General features: G+C 66.5%; 17 protein-coding genes and 1 tRNA gene. 8 read left to right on the top strand and 10 right to left on the bottom strand.

Annotated elements, in window-relative coordinates; genetic code table 11:
- Nucleotides 1-45 precede the first annotated feature (45 nt).
- The gene (locus tag ACTG4X_RS20130) at nucleotides 46-552 is read left to right on the top strand and encodes a DUF1993 domain-containing protein (RefSeq protein WP_093056584.1); all 507 of its coding nucleotides are present in this window, start codon (nucleotides 46-48) and stop codon (nucleotides 550-552) included.
- A 141-nt stretch (nucleotides 553-693) separates the two neighbouring features.
- Nucleotides 694-1,257, top strand: coding sequence for a thioredoxin family protein (locus tag ACTG4X_RS20125; protein ID WP_426393182.1), 564 nt, complete (start codon nucleotides 694-696; stop codon nucleotides 1,255-1,257).
- Nucleotides 1,258-1,272: 15 nt separating this feature from the next.
- Here ACTG4X_RS20125 and ACTG4X_RS20120 read toward each other — a convergent pair whose 3' ends face one another.
- Genes ACTG4X_RS20120 through hemH form a run of 3 tightly spaced genes read right to left on the bottom strand, consistent with a single transcriptional unit; the run spans nucleotide 1,273 to nucleotide 4,261 of the window.
- On the bottom strand, nucleotides 1,273-2,373 hold the full coding sequence (locus ACTG4X_RS20120) for a hypothetical protein (protein ID WP_440531722.1): 1,101 nt from the start codon (nucleotides 2,371-2,373) through the stop codon (nucleotides 1,273-1,275).
- Nucleotides 2,370-3,218: a class I SAM-dependent methyltransferase gene (locus ACTG4X_RS20115; RefSeq protein WP_093056440.1), complete on the bottom strand. Its 849-nt coding sequence runs from the start codon at nucleotides 3,216-3,218 to the stop codon at nucleotides 2,370-2,372. The genes ACTG4X_RS20120 and ACTG4X_RS20115 overlap by 4 nt, the downstream gene beginning before the upstream one ends.
- Nucleotides 3,215-4,261, bottom strand: coding sequence for a ferrochelatase (gene hemH, locus ACTG4X_RS20110; protein ID WP_440531721.1), 1,047 nt, complete (start codon nucleotides 4,259-4,261; stop codon nucleotides 3,215-3,217). The genes ACTG4X_RS20115 and hemH overlap by 4 nt, the downstream gene beginning before the upstream one ends.
- A 15-nt stretch (nucleotides 4,262-4,276) precedes the next feature.
- Here hemH and ACTG4X_RS20105 point away from each other — a divergent pair, with 15 nt between their 5' ends.
- Nucleotides 4,277-5,008 (top strand): HAD family hydrolase, encoded by a 732-nt coding sequence (locus ACTG4X_RS20105; RefSeq protein ID WP_440531720.1) that lies wholly within the window; start codon nucleotides 4,277-4,279, stop codon nucleotides 5,006-5,008.
- A gap of 4 nt (nucleotides 5,009-5,012) precedes the next feature.
- Here the strand turns inward: ACTG4X_RS20105 and ACTG4X_RS20100 are convergent, their stop codons facing one another.
- On the bottom strand, nucleotides 5,013-5,318 hold the full coding sequence (locus tag ACTG4X_RS20100; protein WP_093056443.1) for an NIPSNAP family protein: 306 nt from the start codon (nucleotides 5,316-5,318) through the stop codon (nucleotides 5,013-5,015).
- A gap of 128 nt (nucleotides 5,319-5,446) precedes the next feature.
- On the opposite strand from ACTG4X_RS20100, the gene ACTG4X_RS20095 reads away from it, so the two are divergent.
- Nucleotides 5,447-6,088, top strand: a complete 642-nt coding sequence (locus ACTG4X_RS20095) for a LysE family translocator (RefSeq protein WP_093175879.1) — start codon at nucleotides 5,447-5,449, stop codon at nucleotides 6,086-6,088.
- Between the two features lie 15 nt (nucleotides 6,089-6,103).
- Here the strand turns inward: ACTG4X_RS20095 and ACTG4X_RS20090 are convergent, their stop codons facing one another.
- Genes ACTG4X_RS20090 through hpnC form a run of 5 tightly spaced genes read right to left on the bottom strand, consistent with a single transcriptional unit; the run spans nucleotide 6,104 to nucleotide 10,245 of the window.
- The gene (locus tag ACTG4X_RS20090; RefSeq protein WP_258354395.1) at nucleotides 6,104-6,412 is read right to left on the bottom strand and encodes a hypothetical protein; all 309 of its coding nucleotides are present in this window, start codon (nucleotides 6,410-6,412) and stop codon (nucleotides 6,104-6,106) included.
- On the bottom strand, nucleotides 6,409-7,671 hold the full coding sequence (gene hpnE, locus ACTG4X_RS20085) for a hydroxysqualene dehydroxylase HpnE (RefSeq protein ID WP_440531719.1): 1,263 nt from the start codon (nucleotides 7,669-7,671) through the stop codon (nucleotides 6,409-6,411). The genes ACTG4X_RS20090 and hpnE overlap by 4 nt, the downstream gene beginning before the upstream one ends.
- Entirely contained in the window at nucleotides 7,668-8,483 is an 816-nt protein-coding gene (locus tag ACTG4X_RS20080) for a hypothetical protein (RefSeq protein ID WP_426388901.1), read from the bottom strand. The genes hpnE and ACTG4X_RS20080 overlap by 4 nt, the downstream gene beginning before the upstream one ends.
- A gap of 11 nt (nucleotides 8,484-8,494) precedes the next feature.
- On the bottom strand, nucleotides 8,495-9,334 hold the full coding sequence (gene hpnD / locus ACTG4X_RS20075) for a presqualene diphosphate synthase HpnD (RefSeq protein WP_440531718.1): 840 nt from the start codon (nucleotides 9,332-9,334) through the stop codon (nucleotides 8,495-8,497).
- Nucleotides 9,331-10,245, bottom strand: coding sequence for a squalene synthase HpnC (gene hpnC, locus ACTG4X_RS20070; RefSeq protein WP_440531717.1), 915 nt, complete (start codon nucleotides 10,243-10,245; stop codon nucleotides 9,331-9,333). Before hpnC ends, hpnD begins: the two co-directional genes overlap by 4 nt.
- A 150-nt stretch (nucleotides 10,246-10,395) precedes the next feature.
- On the opposite strand from hpnC, the gene ACTG4X_RS20065 reads away from it, so the two are divergent.
- From ACTG4X_RS20065 to ACTG4X_RS20050, 4 genes are all read left to right on the top strand, one after another.
- Nucleotides 10,396-12,240 carry a potassium transporter Kup gene (locus tag ACTG4X_RS20065; protein ID WP_093073747.1) on the top strand — a complete coding sequence of 615 codons (1,845 nt, stop codon included), beginning with the start codon at nucleotides 10,396-10,398 and terminating at the stop codon, nucleotides 12,238-12,240.
- A 93-nt stretch (nucleotides 12,241-12,333) separates the two neighbouring features.
- Nucleotides 12,334-13,533 carry an efflux RND transporter periplasmic adaptor subunit gene (locus tag ACTG4X_RS20060; protein ID WP_093073749.1) on the top strand — a complete coding sequence of 400 codons (1,200 nt, stop codon included), beginning with the start codon at nucleotides 12,334-12,336 and terminating at the stop codon, nucleotides 13,531-13,533.
- Entirely contained in the window at nucleotides 13,530-16,688 is a 3,159-nt protein-coding gene (locus tag ACTG4X_RS20055) for an efflux RND transporter permease subunit (protein WP_093073751.1), read from the top strand. Before ACTG4X_RS20060 ends, ACTG4X_RS20055 begins: the two co-directional genes overlap by 4 nt.
- A gap of 101 nt (nucleotides 16,689-16,789) precedes the next feature.
- Nucleotides 16,790-16,876 (top strand) — tRNA-Leu (locus ACTG4X_RS20050).
- 78 nt (nucleotides 16,877-16,954) lie between these two features.
- Here the strand turns inward: ACTG4X_RS20050 and ACTG4X_RS20045 are convergent.
- Complete coding sequence (locus ACTG4X_RS20045; protein ID WP_440531716.1) at nucleotides 16,955-17,974, bottom strand: tetratricopeptide repeat protein; 1,020 nt, start codon at nucleotides 17,972-17,974, stop codon at nucleotides 16,955-16,957.
- Between the last annotated feature and the right edge of the window lie 201 nt (nucleotides 17,975-18,175).

The following is an 18,175-nucleotide window of genomic DNA, read 5'->3' as shown; positions in this document are numbered from 1 at the left end:
GTGACAATCGCCGCCGATTCCAACCACAACAAGGCCTCGAACACCATGACGCTCTCTCTGTACGACCTGTCAGTGCCCGTCTTTACCCGCGGACTCGGCCAACTCACCCACCTGCTCGACAAGAGCCTTGCGCATGCCAAGGCCAACGGCATCGACCCGGCCACGCTGGTCGAGGCGCGGCTGGCGCCCGACATGCTCACGCTGGCCGGCCAGATCCAGCGCGCGAGCGATGCTTGCAAGCTGGGCACGGCCCGCATCGCGGGCATCACCGCACCGAGCTTTCCCGACGAAGAAAAGACCTGGGACGACCTGCTGGCGCGCATCGTGAAGACGCAGGACTTCCTGAATAGCGTCGAGCGCGCGCAGATCGACGGCCAGGAAGAGCGCCCCGTGACCATCAAGGCGCGCGAAGGCGAAGCACATTTCACCGCTCAGCGCTACCTGCTGCAGTTCGCGCTGCCCAACTTCTTCTTCCACGTGACCACGGCCTACGACGTGCTGCGCCACAAGGGCATGCCCATCGGCAAGATGGACTATCTGGGCAAGTTCTGAGGCGTTGAGGGCCGGCGGCCTTCACACCGCCGGGACAAACTTCAAATTGCCGTGACACATGCGCACGCACGGCGTGCGCCGCAAACAATCGCGCCAGACCGCTGTCGGTCTGACACACGAACGAGGTTTGCGATCATGAAGATGTTGTCCAGAAGGGCGTTCTCGGGGCTCGCCATGGGGTCCTCTGCGCTTGTTGCGGCAGCGGGCGGCGGATGGCCGGTGCGCAGTGCGCTGGCTGCGTCGCCGGGCCTGCGGGACTACGGCAAGGCCCCCGAGTTCGCAGGCATCGACAAGTGGCTCAACTCGCAGCCGCTCACGATGCAGGGGCTGGCCGGCAAGGTGGTGCTGGTCGACTTCTGGACCTACTCCTGCATCAACTGCATTCGCACGCTGCCGCACGTGGTGCGCTGGTACGAGAAGTACAAGGACCGGGGCTTCGTGGTGGTCGGCGTGCATTCGCCCGAGTTCGCCTACGAGAAGTCGACGCGCAATGTGCAGGACGCGATCGAGCGCTTCAACATCCGCTATCCGGTGGCGCAGGACAACAGCTTCACCACCTGGAAGGCCTACAACAACCAGTACTGGCCGGCGTTCTACCTGGTCGACAGCAAGGGGCAGGTGATGCGGCAGCATTTCGGCGAAGGGGAATACGCCGAGATGGAGGCTGCGATCGAGGTGCTGCTGGCGCGCAGGCCGGCAGCCTGAGCCAAGGCTACGGGGCTAATTCGGCGATTCGACGATGCGTCGTACCGCCGCCTTGCCCGCGGGCGTGAGCACCGGGCCGAGGTCGGCGTAGGGCACTTCGATCTCGATCGCGCAGCCGTTGCCGAAGTCGGGCTGCGCGAAGCGCATGCCCTTGGCTTCCAGAGTCAGGTCGTAATAGGCGTCTTGCCTGTAGTTGAACTCGCAGTTCTCTTCGGCCTTCGACGGATCGATGCCGGCGTGGCGGAACAGGAAGCGGCGCAGTTTCGGCGTCATGGAGCCGCCGCTGGTGGCGATGGGGCCCGGCCCGGGAGCGTTCGGCGACGGCTGGCGAGAGGCGAACCATGTCCACAGGTCGACCTGCTTGCCCGTCTGCAGGTCCCAGGTGCGATAGAACCACGAGATGCCGGCACGGCCCGTGCCGGCCGTCCAGGTGTAGTTGCGGATGCTCAGCCACTGCGAGGTCCAGTAGGACGGATCGGCGGTGTTCTCGTCTTCCGCCGGCACGCCGACCCGTCCGAGGAACTCGCGGCGCTTGTCGAAGTATTCCTTGATCGTGTCTTTGCTGGTGTCGAAGTCGCGGCGCAGCTCGCGGTTGATGGCCGCCAGCGTGGGCTCGGGGCCGGAGAGTTCGATGGTTTCCTGCCCGGCGAAGCGCAGGCGGCGAAAGCTGCGGCCGGCCGCGAATTCCTCTTTCTTCCCGGTCTCGATCTTCGGCGGTGCTTCGAGCAGGCCTGCATAGCCGTCGCTCGCGCAGGCCTTGTCGCTGCCCGTGGCATCGGACAGGTTCAACTGGATGGGCAGCGTCACTGGCGTGCCCTTCACGTTCTTCCAGGTGCCGGTGAGCGTCGTGCCTTTGCCCGGGTCGAGCGCCCACAGGCCGGTCTCGCCGCCTTCGTGCCAGAAGCTGTCCTTCTCGGAGCGGCCCAGCGCGATGGCCTTTCTGTATTGCTTGTAGAAGTAGCTGCCGCTCGGATATTCGGCGTTGAAGCAGGCCACGATGGCCTTGGTGCCGAGCGTGCCTTCCCACACGCCCTTGGGCACTTCGACGGTTCCAGTCGCGCTGGCCAGGAAGGGCGCCAGCAGAAAAAGGCCACCGAGGGTGCGAAAGACTTTCATGGCTTGCGTGCGGAGATCGAATACATGAGCGGAATGCGCGGCATGCCCTCGGGCGGCGCCATGCGGCGCCCACCGATGTCGCGCATGCCTTCGAAGGGCTTCCAGCCGTTGGCGTACGGGTACTCGTCGAGCCGCTCGATGACGAGACCGGCCAGCGACAGCGCGGTCGTCACCTGGCCCACGCCCCATGTGAACTCGAAGCTCGGATGCGGGTTGCTGAAGTTCTCCACGCCGCGCTCGTAGCCCTCGCGCACGAGGCCGTCGCCGGACTCGGCCACGTAGTCGCCCACGCCTTCCTCGGGCACGGGAGCTTCGTTGAAGTAGTCGTAGTGGAACTTCCAGGCGGGGTCGAACACGAGTGCGAAAGGATGGAACTCGATGAAGACGAAGCGGCCACCGGGCTTGAGCAGCTGCGCCACGCCGCGCGCCCAGGCGCCGATGTCGGAGAGCCAGCACAGCGTGCCGTACGAGCAGAACACGATGTCGAAGCGCTCGCCGCGCGCCTGTGCATCGCGAAAGTAGTCGTAGACATCCGAGCGCACGAAGCGCGCCGCGATGCCCGATTGCTGCGACAGCCGCGTCGCGAAGTCGATGGCCTCGTCGGAGATGTCCACGCCCGTCACTTCGGCACCCAGGCGCGCGATGCTCAGGCTGTCCTGCCCGGCATTGCACTGCAGGTGCAGCACCGACAGGCCCGTCACGTCGCCGAGCAGGCCGGCTTCCTCGGGAAAGAGGGTGGAGCCGCCCTTGCGGAAGAAGGCGGCCTGGTCGCCCTTGTGGCTGTTGTGCGCGACAGTGGCCGCGTTCCACGAGAGCCGGTTGGCTTCGTGCAGGTCCGGCTTCATGGAGTGGTGCTTGTTCTTTGCGTAGGCCAGCCCGCCAGATTGCGTTCGGCGATGCCCGCGAGCGCGGTGATCCATGCCGGGCTGTCGTTGAGGCAGGGGATGTAGCTGAAGGCTTCACCGCCTGAGTGCAGGAAGGCTTCGCGGCCTTCCATGGAGATTTCTTCGAGCGTCTCGAGGCAGTCGGCCGGGAAGCCCGGGCAGACCACGTCCACGCGCTTCACGCCGGAGGCGCCGAGTTCGCGCAGCGTGGGCTCGGTGTAGGGCTCCAGCCACTTGGCGCGGCCGAAGCGCGACTGGAAGGTCACGCGGTACTGGGTGCTCGAAAGGCCCAGCCGTGCCGCGAGCAGGCGTGCGGTTTCGAGGCACTGCGCCTGGTACGGATCGCCCAGCGCGATGTTGCGCGCGGGAATGCCGTGGAAGCTCATCAGCAGCACCTCGCCGCGGCCGTCGGTCTTCCAGTGCTTCTCGATGCTCTGCGCCAGCGCCTCGATGTAGGCGGGGTCGTCGTGGTAGTCGTTGACGAAGCGGAATTCGGGTACTCGGCGCTGCCTGCTGCTCCAGGCGTTCACCGCGTCGATCACGCTCGCGGTGGTGGTGCCCGAGTACTGCGGGTAGGCCTGCAGCACCAGCACGCGCGTGGCGCCTTCGGCCTGCAGCGCGTCGAGCCGGGAGGCGATGGAGGGGCTGGCGTAGCGCATCGCGTCGCGCACCGCCACGCGATGGCCGCGCTCGCCGAGCCAGCCGGCCAGCAGCGTGGCCTGCTTCTGTGTCCACACCTTGAGCGGCGAGCCTTCGGGCATCCAGATGCTCGCGTACTTGGCTGCGGACTTGGCTGGCCGCGTGCGCAGGATGATGCCGTGCAGGATCAATGCCCAGATTGCCCTGGGGATCTCGACCACGCGCGGGTCGCCCAGGAAGTCGGCGAGATAGGGGCGAACGGCGGCGGCGGTGGGGGCGTCGGGTGAACCCAGGTTGCACCAGAGCACGGCGGTGCGCGGGGTGTGCGGGGTACTTGGAGGGGCGGTCTCATGGCTTGGAGGCATGCGATATTCTCGGGCATGACTTCCGCTCCCACGGCCTCCGCAAGCGCCGCGCCTCTCGATCTCAAGCGCATCTCGGCGATCTCTCTCGACCTCGACGACACCCTGTGGCCGATCTGGCCGACCATCGAACGCGCCGAGGCCGTGCTGCACGAATGGCTGTTGCGCGAAGCGCCGAAGACGGCCTCGCTGCTCATGACGCCGGGCATCCTGCGCGAACTGCGTGAAGCCACGGCCAAGGAGCGTTCAGACCTCGCGCACGACCTGAGCGCGCTGCGCCGCGAATCGATTCGCACCGCACTCACGCGAGCGGGAGAAGACCCAGCGCTTGCCGAGCCGGCCTTCGATGCCTTCTTCGCCGAGCGCCAGCGCGTGACGCTGTATGACGACGCGCTGCCCGCGCTCAAGTGGCTCAGCGAGCGCTATCCGTTGGTGGCGGTCTCCAACGGCAACGCCGACATCCACAAGACCGGCGTGGGCCGCTGGTTCCGCACCGCCTTCAACGCACGCGCCTTCGGCAGCGGCAAGCCGCACGCGCCCATCTTCCGCGCGGCCGCCGCGTCGGTCGGCCTGCTGCCCAAGGACGTGCTGCACGTGGGCGACGACGCCGAACTCGATGTGGTCGGTGCGCTCAACGCCGGCATGCAGGCCGCGTGGCTGGTGCGCGACGAGCGGCCGTGGGTGCATGGCGCACGGCCGCAGCTGATCGTGCCGAACTTGCACGCGCTGTGCATGGCGCTGGGCGCCTGAGGCACTATTTGAAGACGGGGCGGAAGAAGCTGCGCTCGTAGCTGAGGATGCAGCGGGTTTCTTCCGCGTACTTGAACGCGGCCTGGCACTCCGGGTCTTGCATCGAATCGGCGCGGTACTTTTCGTAGGCGGCCAGGCTGGGAAACGTGAACATTGCCAGCGCCACGTCGTTCGCGCCCTCCGACGGCAAAAAGTAGCCATGGTGTTGGCCGCCGAACTTCTCGACCAGCGGAATCCAGAGCTTGCCGTAGTGCTCGAATTCCTTGAGCTTGTAGGGATCGACGATGTAGCGCAGGTAGCAGGTGACCATGGGTGCTTGTTCCGTGAGGTGGGCTGATGAGGGGTATTGGCGCGGCGTCTGCAGCGATTCGCCGGGCTGACTATAGTTTCCCGTCTGTCTCAACGTCTTGCGGCCTCGCGCCGGGCAGGAACCCCAAAGTGCATTTCTCCAACTGGCTCATCTTCTGCGGCGTCACGCTGCTTGTCGCTTTCACACCTGGACCGGCGGTGCTGCTCGCGGTCTCGAATTCGATGAGCGTGGGCCCGCGACGCGCAATGATCAGTTCGCTTGGCAATGCAATGGGCCTGTTCATGGTGTCGGCCGCCGCTATGGCCGGGCTGGGCGTGGTGCTCTCGACCTCGGCTCATGCCTTCATGGTGCTGAAGCTGGCCGGCGCGGCCTACCTGATCTACCTGGGCATCAAGCAATGGCGCAGCCAGGGCAGCGTGTTCGCCGACCTGCAGGGCTCGTCGGCAGGGGCCTCGCCGCGTTCGAGCTGGCGCTTGTTCGGGCATGGCCTGACGGTGGCGCTGACCAATCCCAAGGGCATTCTTTTCTTCTCGGCGCTGTTCCCGCAGTTCCTCACGCAGGACGCGCCGCTCGCCATGCAGTTCGCGGTGCTGACGACCACCTTTGCGGCCGCCTCGGTGCTGTCGCATGCGTTCTACGTGCTGCTGGCGCGTCTGCTGCGCAAGCAGCTGTCGGACCCGCGCCGCACGCGGCTGTTCAACAAGCTGTCGGGTGGGGCGTTCGTGTTGCTGGGGCTGAGCCTGCTGCGCTTGCCCAACAAGACGGCCTGATTCTTTTCTTCTTGCTCAGTCGAGCGCGAACTGCTCGCGCAGTGCCGCGCAGAAATCGGCTGTGCCACTGAGCGAGAGGGTGTGCGTGACGAAGCGCGCGTCTTCTTCCTGCATCTGCTGCAGGTCGTAGTCCCACATTGCGCCTTCTTCGAGCGCGCCGCGGGCATTGGGGAAGGTGGCTTCGGCCCAGGCGAGCACTTGCGCGATTTCGGCCTGCACCTCGGGCGTCTTGTCGGGCGTGGTGGATGCCATCGCATCGAAGGTGCCGTGGCCTTCGGTGTCTTCGCTGTAGTCGAAATCGAGATAGCGCAGTTCGGTCGTCATGAGGTCGCCAATGCTTTCGCGGCTGCCAGCCCACTGAGCACCGCGCCTTCGAGCGTGGCGGGGTAGGGGCCTTCGGTGTAGTCGCCGCAGGCCTGCAGGCCGGGGGCGATGGCCGAAGCGGGTCTCGAAAGTGCGGGCGTGCAGGCGAAGGTGGCGCGCTTCTCGACCACTGTCTGCACGAGCTGCAGGTTTGTCTGGCCCAACTGTGCAGCCGCCTGAGCGACTACCTGTTCTTCCAGTACTTCGCGCGGTGTTTCATTGGCGCTCACGACCATCGCGAGCACGCCTTGCAGGCCGGTGAGCTGGCCGCGGTCGAACGCGAATTGCGCTGGTGCCGTGGCCGGGTTGCTGCGCAGCGCGAGCATCGGTTCTGCAAGTGGTGAGGCGCCGCGCACGTAGATGGTGGCGATGGCTTCGAAGCGCAGGGCTTCAGTGGTGTCGCACCAGGCATCCGCTTGCAGGCCGGACGCACGGACGAGCCGGGCGGCGTCCCACGGCGCGCAGGCCAGCACGACCTGGTCGAAGACTTCATCGTCGACGCGCCATTGCGCGGCCTCGGGCGTGATCGCGCGCACGCGGGCACCGATGCGCGTCGCGGCACCGTGCTGCGCCAGCCATCGGATCGCTGCGTCGGGAAGCAGTGCGCCCAGGTCAGCACGCGGCAGCAGAAGGTCGGCGCCGCCGCTGCCGCTGAAGAGGGCGTCTTTGAGCACGCGCAGGAACACTTCACCGCTCGACTGCGCCACGGGTGTGTTGAGGGCCGAGACGCACAGCGGCTCGATCAGCTCCTGCATCACGCGGGGCGTGAGGCCGGTGCACAGGTCGGCGACGGTGGTGCTTGCGGCGCAGCGAAAGCCCGCAAGCCGCCAACCGATTGCCGTGCGCAGCAGCGAAGACTTGTCACGCCAGGTCCAGCCGCGCGCCGTGAAGATGCCGGCCAGCAGGTCAAGCGGTGCGGGCAGGCGCGGCAGCTTGAGCCCGCCACCATCGGCGAAGCGCAGCGAGAGCGGCAGGCGCAGCAGCGCGCTGTCGACATCGACGCCAACGTCGCGCATGAGCTTCAGCGTGGCGGTGTACGCGCCGATCAGGATGTGCTGCCCGTTGTCGAGCGCCAGCCCGTGCATGTTGTCGACCCGCCGCGCGCGGCCGCCCGGCATGTGCGCCGCTTCGAACAGCGTGACGGCATGGCCGAGCCGCGTGGCCTCGACCGCGCAGGCGAGGCCGGCCCAGCCGGCGCCGATGACCGCAATTCTTTTCATTGAAAGTCGCGCGGGAGCAGGATGCGGTCGCTGTAGGGGTCCAGGTCGTTGTCCGGCTTCTCGCAACGGACGAAACACCCATGCGTGAGCAACTCGATGCGCTCGGCCCTTGTCAGCCCGTCTTCGCGCATTCGCAGGCCGCTGTCATTCAAGTCGTATTTGCCGTCTGCGTTGAATAGCAGCTTGTCGCCCAAGATGTAGTCGCGCCTGAACTGCGTGGCCCATTGCGAGTTGGAGCCCCATCCGTCCGCCAGATCCTCCCTGGGGCGGTATTTGCGCCGGTGAGCCCAATAGAGGGTCGACGACGTCGCGATTTCAGGTTGTAGTGCGCCAGACACGCAGGACACGGCGACACCTGCTCGCGAGAACATCATGGGACCGAGCATCAGTGCGGGCCAATCCACCCGTTCGAGATCGATGTAATCCTGGCGGGGGCTGGTTCCGTCTGCTTCGACGACTTCGACGATTTCATGAAAGAAGGGCGAGTAGGCCGGCTCGTCGACCACGCGAAAGCCCAGGCCAGTCATGAACGCGAGGTACTCCGGCATGGTCAAGGCCGGGCCTTCCCAGATGTCGTGTGTTCCCCGTTGAAATGCCATCAACAAGATCTGGTTGATGCGCGAAAGCGCATAGAGGCGCCATGAGTCATCGATTTCAATGGGCTCTGGCGACGTTTGCTGCTCGAACGCGGTCAACCATTCGCGCTCGCCTGCTATCCATGGACTGAGCAGCTCATGGAAAAGGTCAGCTTGGGGGTCTATGCTGAGGATCGCCCTGAACAGACCGACATGCGAAAGCTGGGAAGCATCCATGGAAACCGAAGCTAGATGCGCCCGAGCGCCTGGACCTTCCACGCCAGCCAGAACTTGCGCACCGGCGTCAGGCTCACCCGCTGGTTCAGCACCTGGAAGTCGTCGCGCTCGATCTCGCGCAGCAGCGTGCGATAGATGCTGGCCATCATCAGGCCCGGCTTCTGCGTGCGGCGGTCGGCGAGCGGGAGCAGGGCGAGCGCTTCGTCATACGCCACGTGGGCGCGCGCGGCCTGGAACTTCATCAGCGTGACGAAGCGCTCGGAGTGCACGCGGTTCAGGATCTCGTGCGCCTTCACGTCGAACTTCTGCAGTTCGTTCACCGGCAGGTAGATGCGCCCGCGCAGGGCGTCTTCGCCGACGTCGCGCAGGATGTTGGTGAGCTGCAGCGCCAGGCCCAGCTTGTGGGCGTAGGTGGTGGTTTTCGGATCGGTCTGGCCGAAGATGCGCGCCGCGACTTCGCCGACCACGCCGGCCACCAGGTGGCAGTAGCGCGCGAGGCCGGGAAAGTCGAGGTAGCGGGTCTGGTCCAGGTCCATCTGGCAGCCGTCGATCACTTCGTGGAGCTGGCGCGCCTCGATGCCGTAGGCCGCGGTGTGCGGCATCAGCGCCTGCATGACCGGATGGCGCGGCGTGCCCGCGAACGACTGGGCTACCTCGGTGCGCCACCAGGCGAGCTTGGTAGCGGCCACGCCGGGGTCGGTGACCTCGTCGACCACGTCGTCGACCTCGCGGCAAAAGGCATAGAAGGCCGTGATCGCGGCGCGGCGCGGCTTGGGAAGGAACAGGAAGGCGTAATAGAAACTGCTGCCCGAGGCGGCGGCCTTGTCTTGCACGTATTGCTCGGGATTCATCGGGGAGGCGCTGCTTTCATGGGCCGCCATTGTCTCCGCATCCGCATGGCCTTCCAGAGCAGCACGGGCGCGTCGGTCTTGCCGATGGTGGGGCGCTGCGAGAAGGTGTCGAAGCCCAGGTCCTCGATCTTGTCGAGGATGCGCAGGCCGCCCTGCACGACGAGGCGCAGCTCCCAGCCGGCGCGGCCGGGCAGGCGGTGCACGAGAGGGGCACCTTCGTGCATGAGTTCGCGGGCCCAGTGCGACACCACTGCTATCAGATTGATAGCTTCCTGCGGCGGCGGGGCGTTCGAGAGCGGCGCAAAGACCTTGAAGTTTTCGCGCGTCATCTTGCGGCGGGCACAGTCGGTCAGCGGAAAGTAGAAGCGGTCGCGCGGCAGGTCGACGCTCGGGTCCTGCCAGAAGTTGATGAGCTGCAGCGCGCTGCAGATGGCGTCGCTCTGCGCCAGCGCCTCGGAGTCGTGCACGCCGTAGAGATGCAGCAACAGGCGGCCGACGGGGTTGGCGGAGCGGCGGCAGTAGTCGAGCAGCTCGGCGCGGTCGGTGTAGGTGCCGCGGTCGCGGGTCTTCTCGATGTCCTGCATGAAGGCGCTCAGCAGGTCGGCGAGCAGGTCTTCGGGCAGGCCGTACTGGGCAATGCTGTGGGCCAGCGGGCCGAATACGTGGGGCCAGCGCGACGACGGGAGCACTTCGCCCCGCGCGGCGGCGGCGAGTTCTTCACGGTAGGCGTGCAGCTCGGCCAGGCGCTCGCCGGGCGAGGCGGTGCCTTCGTCGGCAATGTCGTCGGCCGTGCGCGCGAAGTGATAGATCGCAGCGATCGGCGGTCGCAGGTGTGGCGGGCACAGCCACGAGGCGACGGGGAAGTTTTCGTAGTGCGCAGGCGGCGCAGCGAGGTGGGGAGTGGCGGACACGCCACGATTGTCAGCGACGATGCAAAGCCCCGGCACTATGCTCGCAGCGTCGCCACTTTGAACTTCTGCTTCATGAAAGCATCCGCTTCGGCTTCCGGGCCCCAGGTTTCAGCGTACGGCGAGGCGGCGCATCCGAAGGGGCCCACGCTCATGATCGCGGCGCTGGGCGTTGTGTTCGGCGACATCGGCACCTCGCCCCTCTATGCCTTCAAGGAAACGATGAACCCCGAGCACGGCGTGCCGTTCTCGCCCGATTCGGTGCTGGGCCTGCTCTCGCTGATCTTCTGGGGGCTGATGTTCGTGGTCACGCTGAAGTACGTGGTGTTCGTGCTGCGCGCCGACCACGACGGCGAGGGCGGCATCCTGGCGCTGCAGGCGCTGGCGCGCAGCGCGGTTGCGGGGCCCAAGACCAAGCCGTGGGTGTGGAGCGTCATCGGCATGCTGGGCCTGGTGGGTGCGGCCATGTTCTACGGCGACAGCCTGATCACGCCGGCCATCTCGGTGCTGTCGGCGGTCGAGGGGCTGGAGGTGCAGGCGCCGGTGCTGCAGCGCGCGGTGATCCCGATCACGGTGGTGATCCTGGTTGCGCTCTTCATGGTGCAGAAGAAGGGCACGGGCGTGGTCGGCAAGATCTTCGGGCCGGTCATGCTGCTGTGGTTCGTTGTGCTGGCGGCAGCCGGCTTGTGGCAGGTGCTGCAGCAGCCGCAGGTGCTGGCGGCGCTGGACCCGCGTCGCGCCCTCGGCTTTCTCGTCGAGCATCGGGCGCAGTCGCTGGCGGTGCTGGGCGCGGTGTTCCTGGCGTTCACGGGCGGCGAGGCGCTGTATGCCGACATGGGGCATTTCGGCGCCAAGCCGATTCGCCTGGCGTGGATGTTCATCGCACTGCCGGGGCTGGTGCTGAACTACTTCGGGCAGGGTGCGCTGGTGCTGGCGAACCCGGCGGCCATCGACAACCCGTTCTTCCGGCTCTTTCCCGCGTGGGGCGTGCTGCCGATGGTGGTGCTGGCCGCGATGGCGACGGTGATCGCCTCGCAGGCGGTGATCTCGGGCGCCTTCTCGCTCACGGCGCATGCGATGCGCATGGGCTACCTGCCGCGCATGCGGGTGATACAGACTTCGGGCACGGCCATCGGGCAGATCTACGTGCCGGCCGTCAACTGGCTGCTGATGGTGGGCGTGCTGCTGCTGGTGCTGGGCTTCCGCAGCTCTGGTGCGCTGTCGGCTGCGTACGGCATCGCGGTGTCGATCACGATGGTGACGACCACGCTGCTGGCCGGCATCGTGGCCTGGGGTCTGTGGCGCTGGAACAAGGTGGCGGTGGTGGTCGGCGTGGCGGCCTTCGCGGTGGTCGACCTGACCTTCGTGATCGCCAACAGCCTGAAGGTGGCCGAGGGCGGCTGGCTCACGCTGGCGGTGGCGGCCGTGGTGATGGTGGTCTTCACCACCTGGGCCAAGGGCCGCCGGCTGGGGCTGGAGGCCGCTGCGGCCGAGAGCCTGCCGCTGCGGCCGTTCGTCGAATCGCTGGCGTTGCACATGCCGCACCGGGTGAGCGGCACGGCCGTGTTCCTGAACCCCGACGCCACTGCGGTGCCGCATGCGCTGCTGCACAACCTCAAGCACAACCAGGTGCTGCACGAGCAGGTGATCGTGCTGCGCGTGCTGCCCTGCGACACCCCGCGCGTCGATGCACGCATCCGCATCGAGGCCGAGCAGCTGATGGAAGGCATCTGGATGGTCACGGCGCGCCACGGCTTCATGGAGCGGCCCGACGTGCCCGAGTTCATCCGCATCCTGGCGTACCAGAAGACGTTGGCGATCGATTCGATGAAGACGTCCTACTTCGTCTCGCGCGCCTCGGTCGGCGAGGAAAACCTGCCGGGCATGAACCCGGTCCGGCGTGTGTTGTTCGGCTGGCTGCAGCGCAATGCGGGGCGGGCTTCGGACTACTTCGAGCTGCCTGACAACCGGCTTGTGGAGATGGGTCAACGCACCTAGTGACCGGCGGGTCATTGACAGTAGTTCACGTTTACCCTAAATTACTAACCAGTGGGTCAGTAATGATCCGGTTCGTCCTTTTCAGGGTGTTTCATGACCGCCTCCGCCGTCCTCTCGTCCCGTGTCCGCAGTGCCGCATGGTTGCTGCTTCCCGCCATTTTTCTGGCCGGCTGTTCGCCGAAGCCTGCGGCCGAGGACCCCGTTCGCGCGGTCAAGTTCGTGACCGTCGGGGCGAGCGAATTCGATGCCCAGCCCGAGTTTTCTGCCGAGGTGCGCGCGCGTGTCGAATCGCGCCTGGGCTTCCGCGTGGCGGGCAAGATCACCAAGCGCCAGGCCGAACTCGGCCAGCACGTGCAGGCCGGCCAGGTGCTGGCACAGCTCGATCCGCAGGACTACCGCCTCGCCGCTGAAGCCGCACGTGCCCAGCAGGCCGCCGCGCTGACCAATCGCGACCTCGCGGCCGCCGATCTCAAGCGCTACGCCGAGCTGCGTGCGCAGAATTTCATCAGCGGCGCCGAACTGGAGCGCCGCGAGACCACCTGGAAGGCCGCGCAGGCCCAGCTCGAGCAGGCTCAGGCGCAACTCGCCTCGCAGGGCAACCAGGCCAACTACACGACGCTGGTGGCCGACGTGGCCGGCATCATCACCGCCATCGAGGCAGAACCGGGTCAGGTGGTGCAGGCCGGCACGCCGGTCGTTCGCATTGCGCAGGACGGCGCACGCGACGTGGTGTTCGCGGTGCCTGAAGACCGCGCCACGCTGATCAAGGCCGGCTCGCCCGTCACGGTACGTGGCTGGTCGGGCGGCAACGAACTGGAGGGCCAGGTGCGCGAAGTGGCGGCCAGCGCCGACGCGGTGACGCGCACCTACTCGGTCAAGGTTGCCATCGACGCGGCCACCTCGCCGCCGCTCGGCGCCACGGTCTATGCGCGTCCGCAGGCGCTCGCGCATGGCACCACCACGGTGATGAAATTGCCGACCAGCGCGCTGCGCCAGGAAGGCAAGGGCTCGGCCGTATGGGTGCTCGACAAGTCGACCATGACGGTGCGCTCACAGACCGTGCAAGTAGCCACGGCCGACGGCAATGAGGCCGTGATCGCCGGCGGCATTGCGCCCGGCATGATGGTCGTGGCCGCTGGCGTGCACGTGCTGTCGCCGGGGCAGAAGGTCACCATCTACCAGTCCAAGGAGGCGGCCGCGGCCGCCGCCAATGCCGGTGCGAAGGAATCGGCGCAGCCCGTCGCGGCTGTCGCTGCGACGAACAAGGAGATCGCAGCGGGTGCCGGCAAATGAGCGGCGGCGCAGCGACTCCCACTGAAAAGCCCGCCGGCTTCAACCTCTCCAAATGGGCGCTGGACCACGCGCCCCTCACGCGCTACCTGATGGTGGTGCTGATGGTGCTGGGTGCCTTCGCGTACTTCCAGCTCGGCCAGGACGAAGATCCGCCCTTCACCTTCCGTGCGATGGTCGTGCGCACCTACTGGCCCGGCGCCACCGCGCAGCAGGTGGCCGAGCAGGTCACCGACAAGCTCGAGCGCACGCTGCAGGAAGCGCCGTACGCCGACAAGATCCGCAGCTACTCGAAGCCGGGTGAGTCGCAGATCATCTTCAACATCAAGGACTCGTCGAAGTCCACCGAGGTCGCGAACGTCTGGTACACGGTGCGCAAGAAGATCGGCGACATGCGCGCCACCTTGCCCGCCGGCGTGCAGGGCCCGTTCTTCAATGACGACTTCGGCGACGTCTACGGCGTGATCTACGCGCTGGAGAGCGAAGGCTTCAGCTACGCCGAGCTCAAGACGCTGGCCGACGACGTGCGCCAGCAGTTGCTGCGCGTGAAGGACGTGGCCAAGGTCGACCAGTTCGGCGTGCAGGACGAGAAGGTCTACATCGAGATCTCGCAGAAGCGCCTGGCGCAGCTGGGGCTCGACTTCAACGCGGTGCTGGCGCAGCTCGGTTCGCAGAACGCGATCGAGAGCGCGGGCACGATCCAGTCGCCGCAGGACGTGGTGCAGGTGCGCGTCGCGGGCCAGTTCACCAGCGTCGACCAGCTGCGCGAGATGCCCATTCGCGGCAGCTCGGGCAACCAGATCAAGCTCGGCGACATTGCGGACATCCACCGCGGCTACATCGATCCGCCGTCGGTCAAGATGCACCACCAGGGCAAGGAAGTGATCGGCCTGGGCGTGTCGATGGCCAAGGGCGGCGACATCATCGCGCTGGGCAAGGCGCTGAAGGCCACCACCGCCACCATCGACCAGCGCCTGCCGGCCGGCGTCAAGCTGGCGCAGGTGCAAGACCAGCCGGTATCGGTGGCGAGCTCGGTCAACGAATTCGTCGGCGTGCTGATCGAGGCCGTGGCCATCGTGCTGGCCGTGAGCATCATCTCGCTCGGCCTGCACAAGGGCGGGCGCTTCGGCTGGTACATCGACATGCGCCCGGGGCTGGTGGTGGCAATCACCATTCCGCTGGTGCTGGCCGTGACCTTCCTGGCGATGAACTACTTCGGCATCGGGCTGCACAAGATATCGCTGGGGTCGCTCATCATCGCGCTCGGCCTGCTGGTGGACGACGCGATCATCGCGGTCGAGATGATGGTGCGGAAGATGGAAGAGGGCTACGACAAGGTCCGCGCCGCCACCTTCGCCTACGACGTGACGGCCAAGCCGATGCTCACGGGCACGCTCATCACTGCGGCGGGTTTCCTGCCGATCGGCATCGCCAAGTCGGTGACGGGCGAATACACCTTCGCGATCTTCGCGGTGACGGTGATCGCGCTGGTGCTGTCGTGGATCGTCTCGGTGTACTTCGTGCCGTACCTCGGCACGCTGCTGCTGAAGGTGAAGCCGCACGACCCCGATGCACCGCCGCACGAGCTGTTCGACACACCGTTCTACAACGTCTTCCGCCGCACGGTGAACTGGTGCGTGCAGCACCGCTGGATGACCATCGGCGCCACGATTCTGATCTTTGCACTCGGCATTGTCGGCATGGGCAAGGTGCAGCAGCAGTTCTTCCCCGATTCGAGCCGGCCCGAGATTCTGGTCGACCTCTGGTTTCCTGAAGGCACCTCCTTCGCCGCCAACGAAGAAGTGGCCAAGCGCGTCGAGCAGCGCGTGATGCAGGAGGCCGGCGTGAAGACGGTCAGCACCTGGATCGGCTCCGGCGTGCCGCGCTTCTACCTGCCGCTGGACCAGGTGTTCCCGCAGACCAACGTGTCGCAGCTGATCGTGCTCGCCAAGGACCTGAAGGTGCGCGAGACGCTGCGCATCAAGCTGCCGCTGGTACTGGCGCAGGAGTTTCCCGAGGTGCGCGGCCGCGTCAAGCTGCTGCCCAACGGGCCGCCGGTGCCGTACCCGGTGCAGTTCCGCGTGATCGGCCCCGACCCGGCGCTGCTGCGCGGCCATGCCGACGAAGTGAAGGCCGTGCTGCGCGACAACGCCAACATGCGCGGCGTGAACGACAACTGGAACGAGTCGGTGAAGGTGATCCGCCTCGAGATCGACCAGGCCAAGGCGCGCGCGCTCGGCGTGACGAGCCAGGCCATCGCGCAGGCCTCCAAGACCATGTTCAGCGGCACCACCGTGGGCCAGTACCGCGAGAACGACCTGCTGATCGACATCGTGCTGCGCCAGGCGCCCGACGAGCGCCAGGCCATCTCGGACATCGGCAATGCCTACATCCCGACGACCTCGGGCCGTTCGATTCCGCTCACGCAGATTGCCAAGCCGGTGTTCACCTGGGAGCCGGGCGTGATGTGGCGCGAGAACCGCGACTACGCCATCACCGTGCAGGGCGACGTGGTCGAAGGCCTGCAGGGCGCGACCGTGACGGCGCAGTTGCTGCCGAAGCTGCGCGAGCTCGAAGCCGGCTGGGTGGCGGCCGGGCAGGGCGGCTACCGCATCGAGGTGGCGGGCGCGGTGGAGGAAAGCAGCAAGGGCTCGGCCTCGATCGTGGCCGGCGTGCCGATCATGCTGTTCCTGGTGTTCACGCTGCTGATGCTGCAGCTGCACAGCTTCAGCCGTTCGTTGCTGGTGTTCATCACCGGGCCTATGGGTATTGCCGGTGTGGCTGGCGCGCTGCTGGTGCTGAACCGGCCCTTCGGCTTCGTGGCGCTGCTGGGCGTGATCGCGCTGATGGGCATGATCCAGCGCAATGCGGTGATCCTGATCGACCAGATCGAGCTCGACCGCGCGGCGGGCGTGCCGGCGTGGGACGCGATTGTCGAGTCGGCGGTGCGGCGGCTGCGGCCGATCGTGCTGACGGCCGCGGCGGCGGTGCTGGCCATGATCCCGCTGTCGCGCAGCGTGTTCTGGGGGCCGATGGCGGTGGCCATCATGGGCGGCCTGATCGTCGCGACGGTGCTGACGCTGCTGGCCTTGCCGGCAATGTATGCAGCGGCATTTCGTGTGAAGCGGGAGCCGAAAGAGGCGCCGATTAGCGTTTAAAATCGAAAGTTGACCGATTTCAAGCGGATGGTCTTTGGCCCATGGGCTTCCATGGTGCAAAGGGACCGTCCGCTTTTGCATTCACCTGAAAGATTGGCACTGCGCGGGTGGCGAAATTGGTAGACGCACCAGGTTTAGGTCCTGACGTTCGCAAGAACGTGCCGGTTCGAGTCCGGCCCCGCGCACCAGCCCTGCTATGTAGCCCGTCTATCGAGCAGTGAAAAAGCCCCGTTTCGCAAGGAACGGGGCTTTTTCTTTTCTGCCTTCTACCAATCGCTGCTGCTACTGCTGTCGCTGCTTCCGCTGTCACTGCTGCTGTCGGAACTGGAACTGCTACTGCTGCTCGAGTCGTCCCACGAGCTCGTGTCCTTGATGCCGAAGTCGTTGTCCACGAAGCTGCGGTCGGGTTGCTGCTCGGGCTCCGGGTCGGACGAGGGCCAGAGGCTGCGGCCCATGCTGGCGTTGCCGTGGCTGTCGCGGTGGTTGTTGAAGATGTTGACGGTGCTGCCCCTGTGGTCGTCGGAGCGGTCGTTCAGCAGGTGGCGCAGCACTTCGCCCGCGACCACCGCGCCGACACCTGCCACGGCCCCGGCCGCCAGCGCACCGCCGATGCCCGGGCCCTGGCCGGCTGCTGCGGGAGCCGAGGCGGGGTACTCCCGGTCTTCGTCGGCCCTGCTATAGCCCATCGACGAATCGCTGGTGGGCCTGGAGAACCGTGGCGCGCCAGCGGCGGCAGGCGCATCGAAGGTGGTGGCGCGCCTGCGCCGCTGGAAGACGAGGTAGGCGACGATGAAAAGGGCCACGATGCCGATCGGTGTCCAGGGGATTGGTCCGGACGACGACGCCGTATCTGCCTTCTCGGGTGAAGCGGCTGGCGCGGCGACCGGGCTGGGCACGGGTGGCGGTGGCTCGGCCTTGATCTCGGCCGGCTTCTCGAGCTTGCGTTCGAGCTTGGCGATCGAGTCGGCCTTCGCGAACTTGAGGCCCGGTGACAGCTCCTTGGCCTGGGACAGTTCGTCCCTGGCGTCGTCGAGCTTGCCGTTCATCGCGAGGAGTTCGGCGTGAACGTAGTGGGCCTTCGCGCTGTTGGGATGGTTCTTCAGCACCTTCGCGATCATCGCGTCGGCTTCCGCCATCCTGCCGCCGTTCGCCGCTTCGTAGATCTGCTGGATGGTCGGCTCTTTCGTCGCCGGCGCGCCCGCGGTCTTGGCCAGCGCGGGCGAAGGCATGCCGAATGCGAGGATCAGGGTGAAGGCGAGGGCGGCGAACAGTCGCTGTAGGGGCATGGGCATTCCTGTGGGCAATGGCGAATCGCAGCCACTGTAAAGGCGATGGAGGCGAAATCTCCGCGTGCGGACCCCCGGCCTGGCCAAAAGGGGTGTCTCCAGCCGATTAGAATCGCGGGTTGCCCAGTTTTGCGCGCGGCACGCGTGTGCCTCCGCTTAAATCCCGCTAGCGCGTGTAAGTCCTTGATCTGTATTGATAAA

It is taken from the genome of Variovorax sp. YR566, from assembly GCF_051992195.1.
Lineage (GTDB): Bacteria > Pseudomonadota > Gammaproteobacteria > Burkholderiales > Burkholderiaceae_C > Variovorax.
The sequence above is the reverse complement of the archived record's forward strand: the minus strand, read 5'-3'. Positions and strand labels throughout refer to the sequence as shown.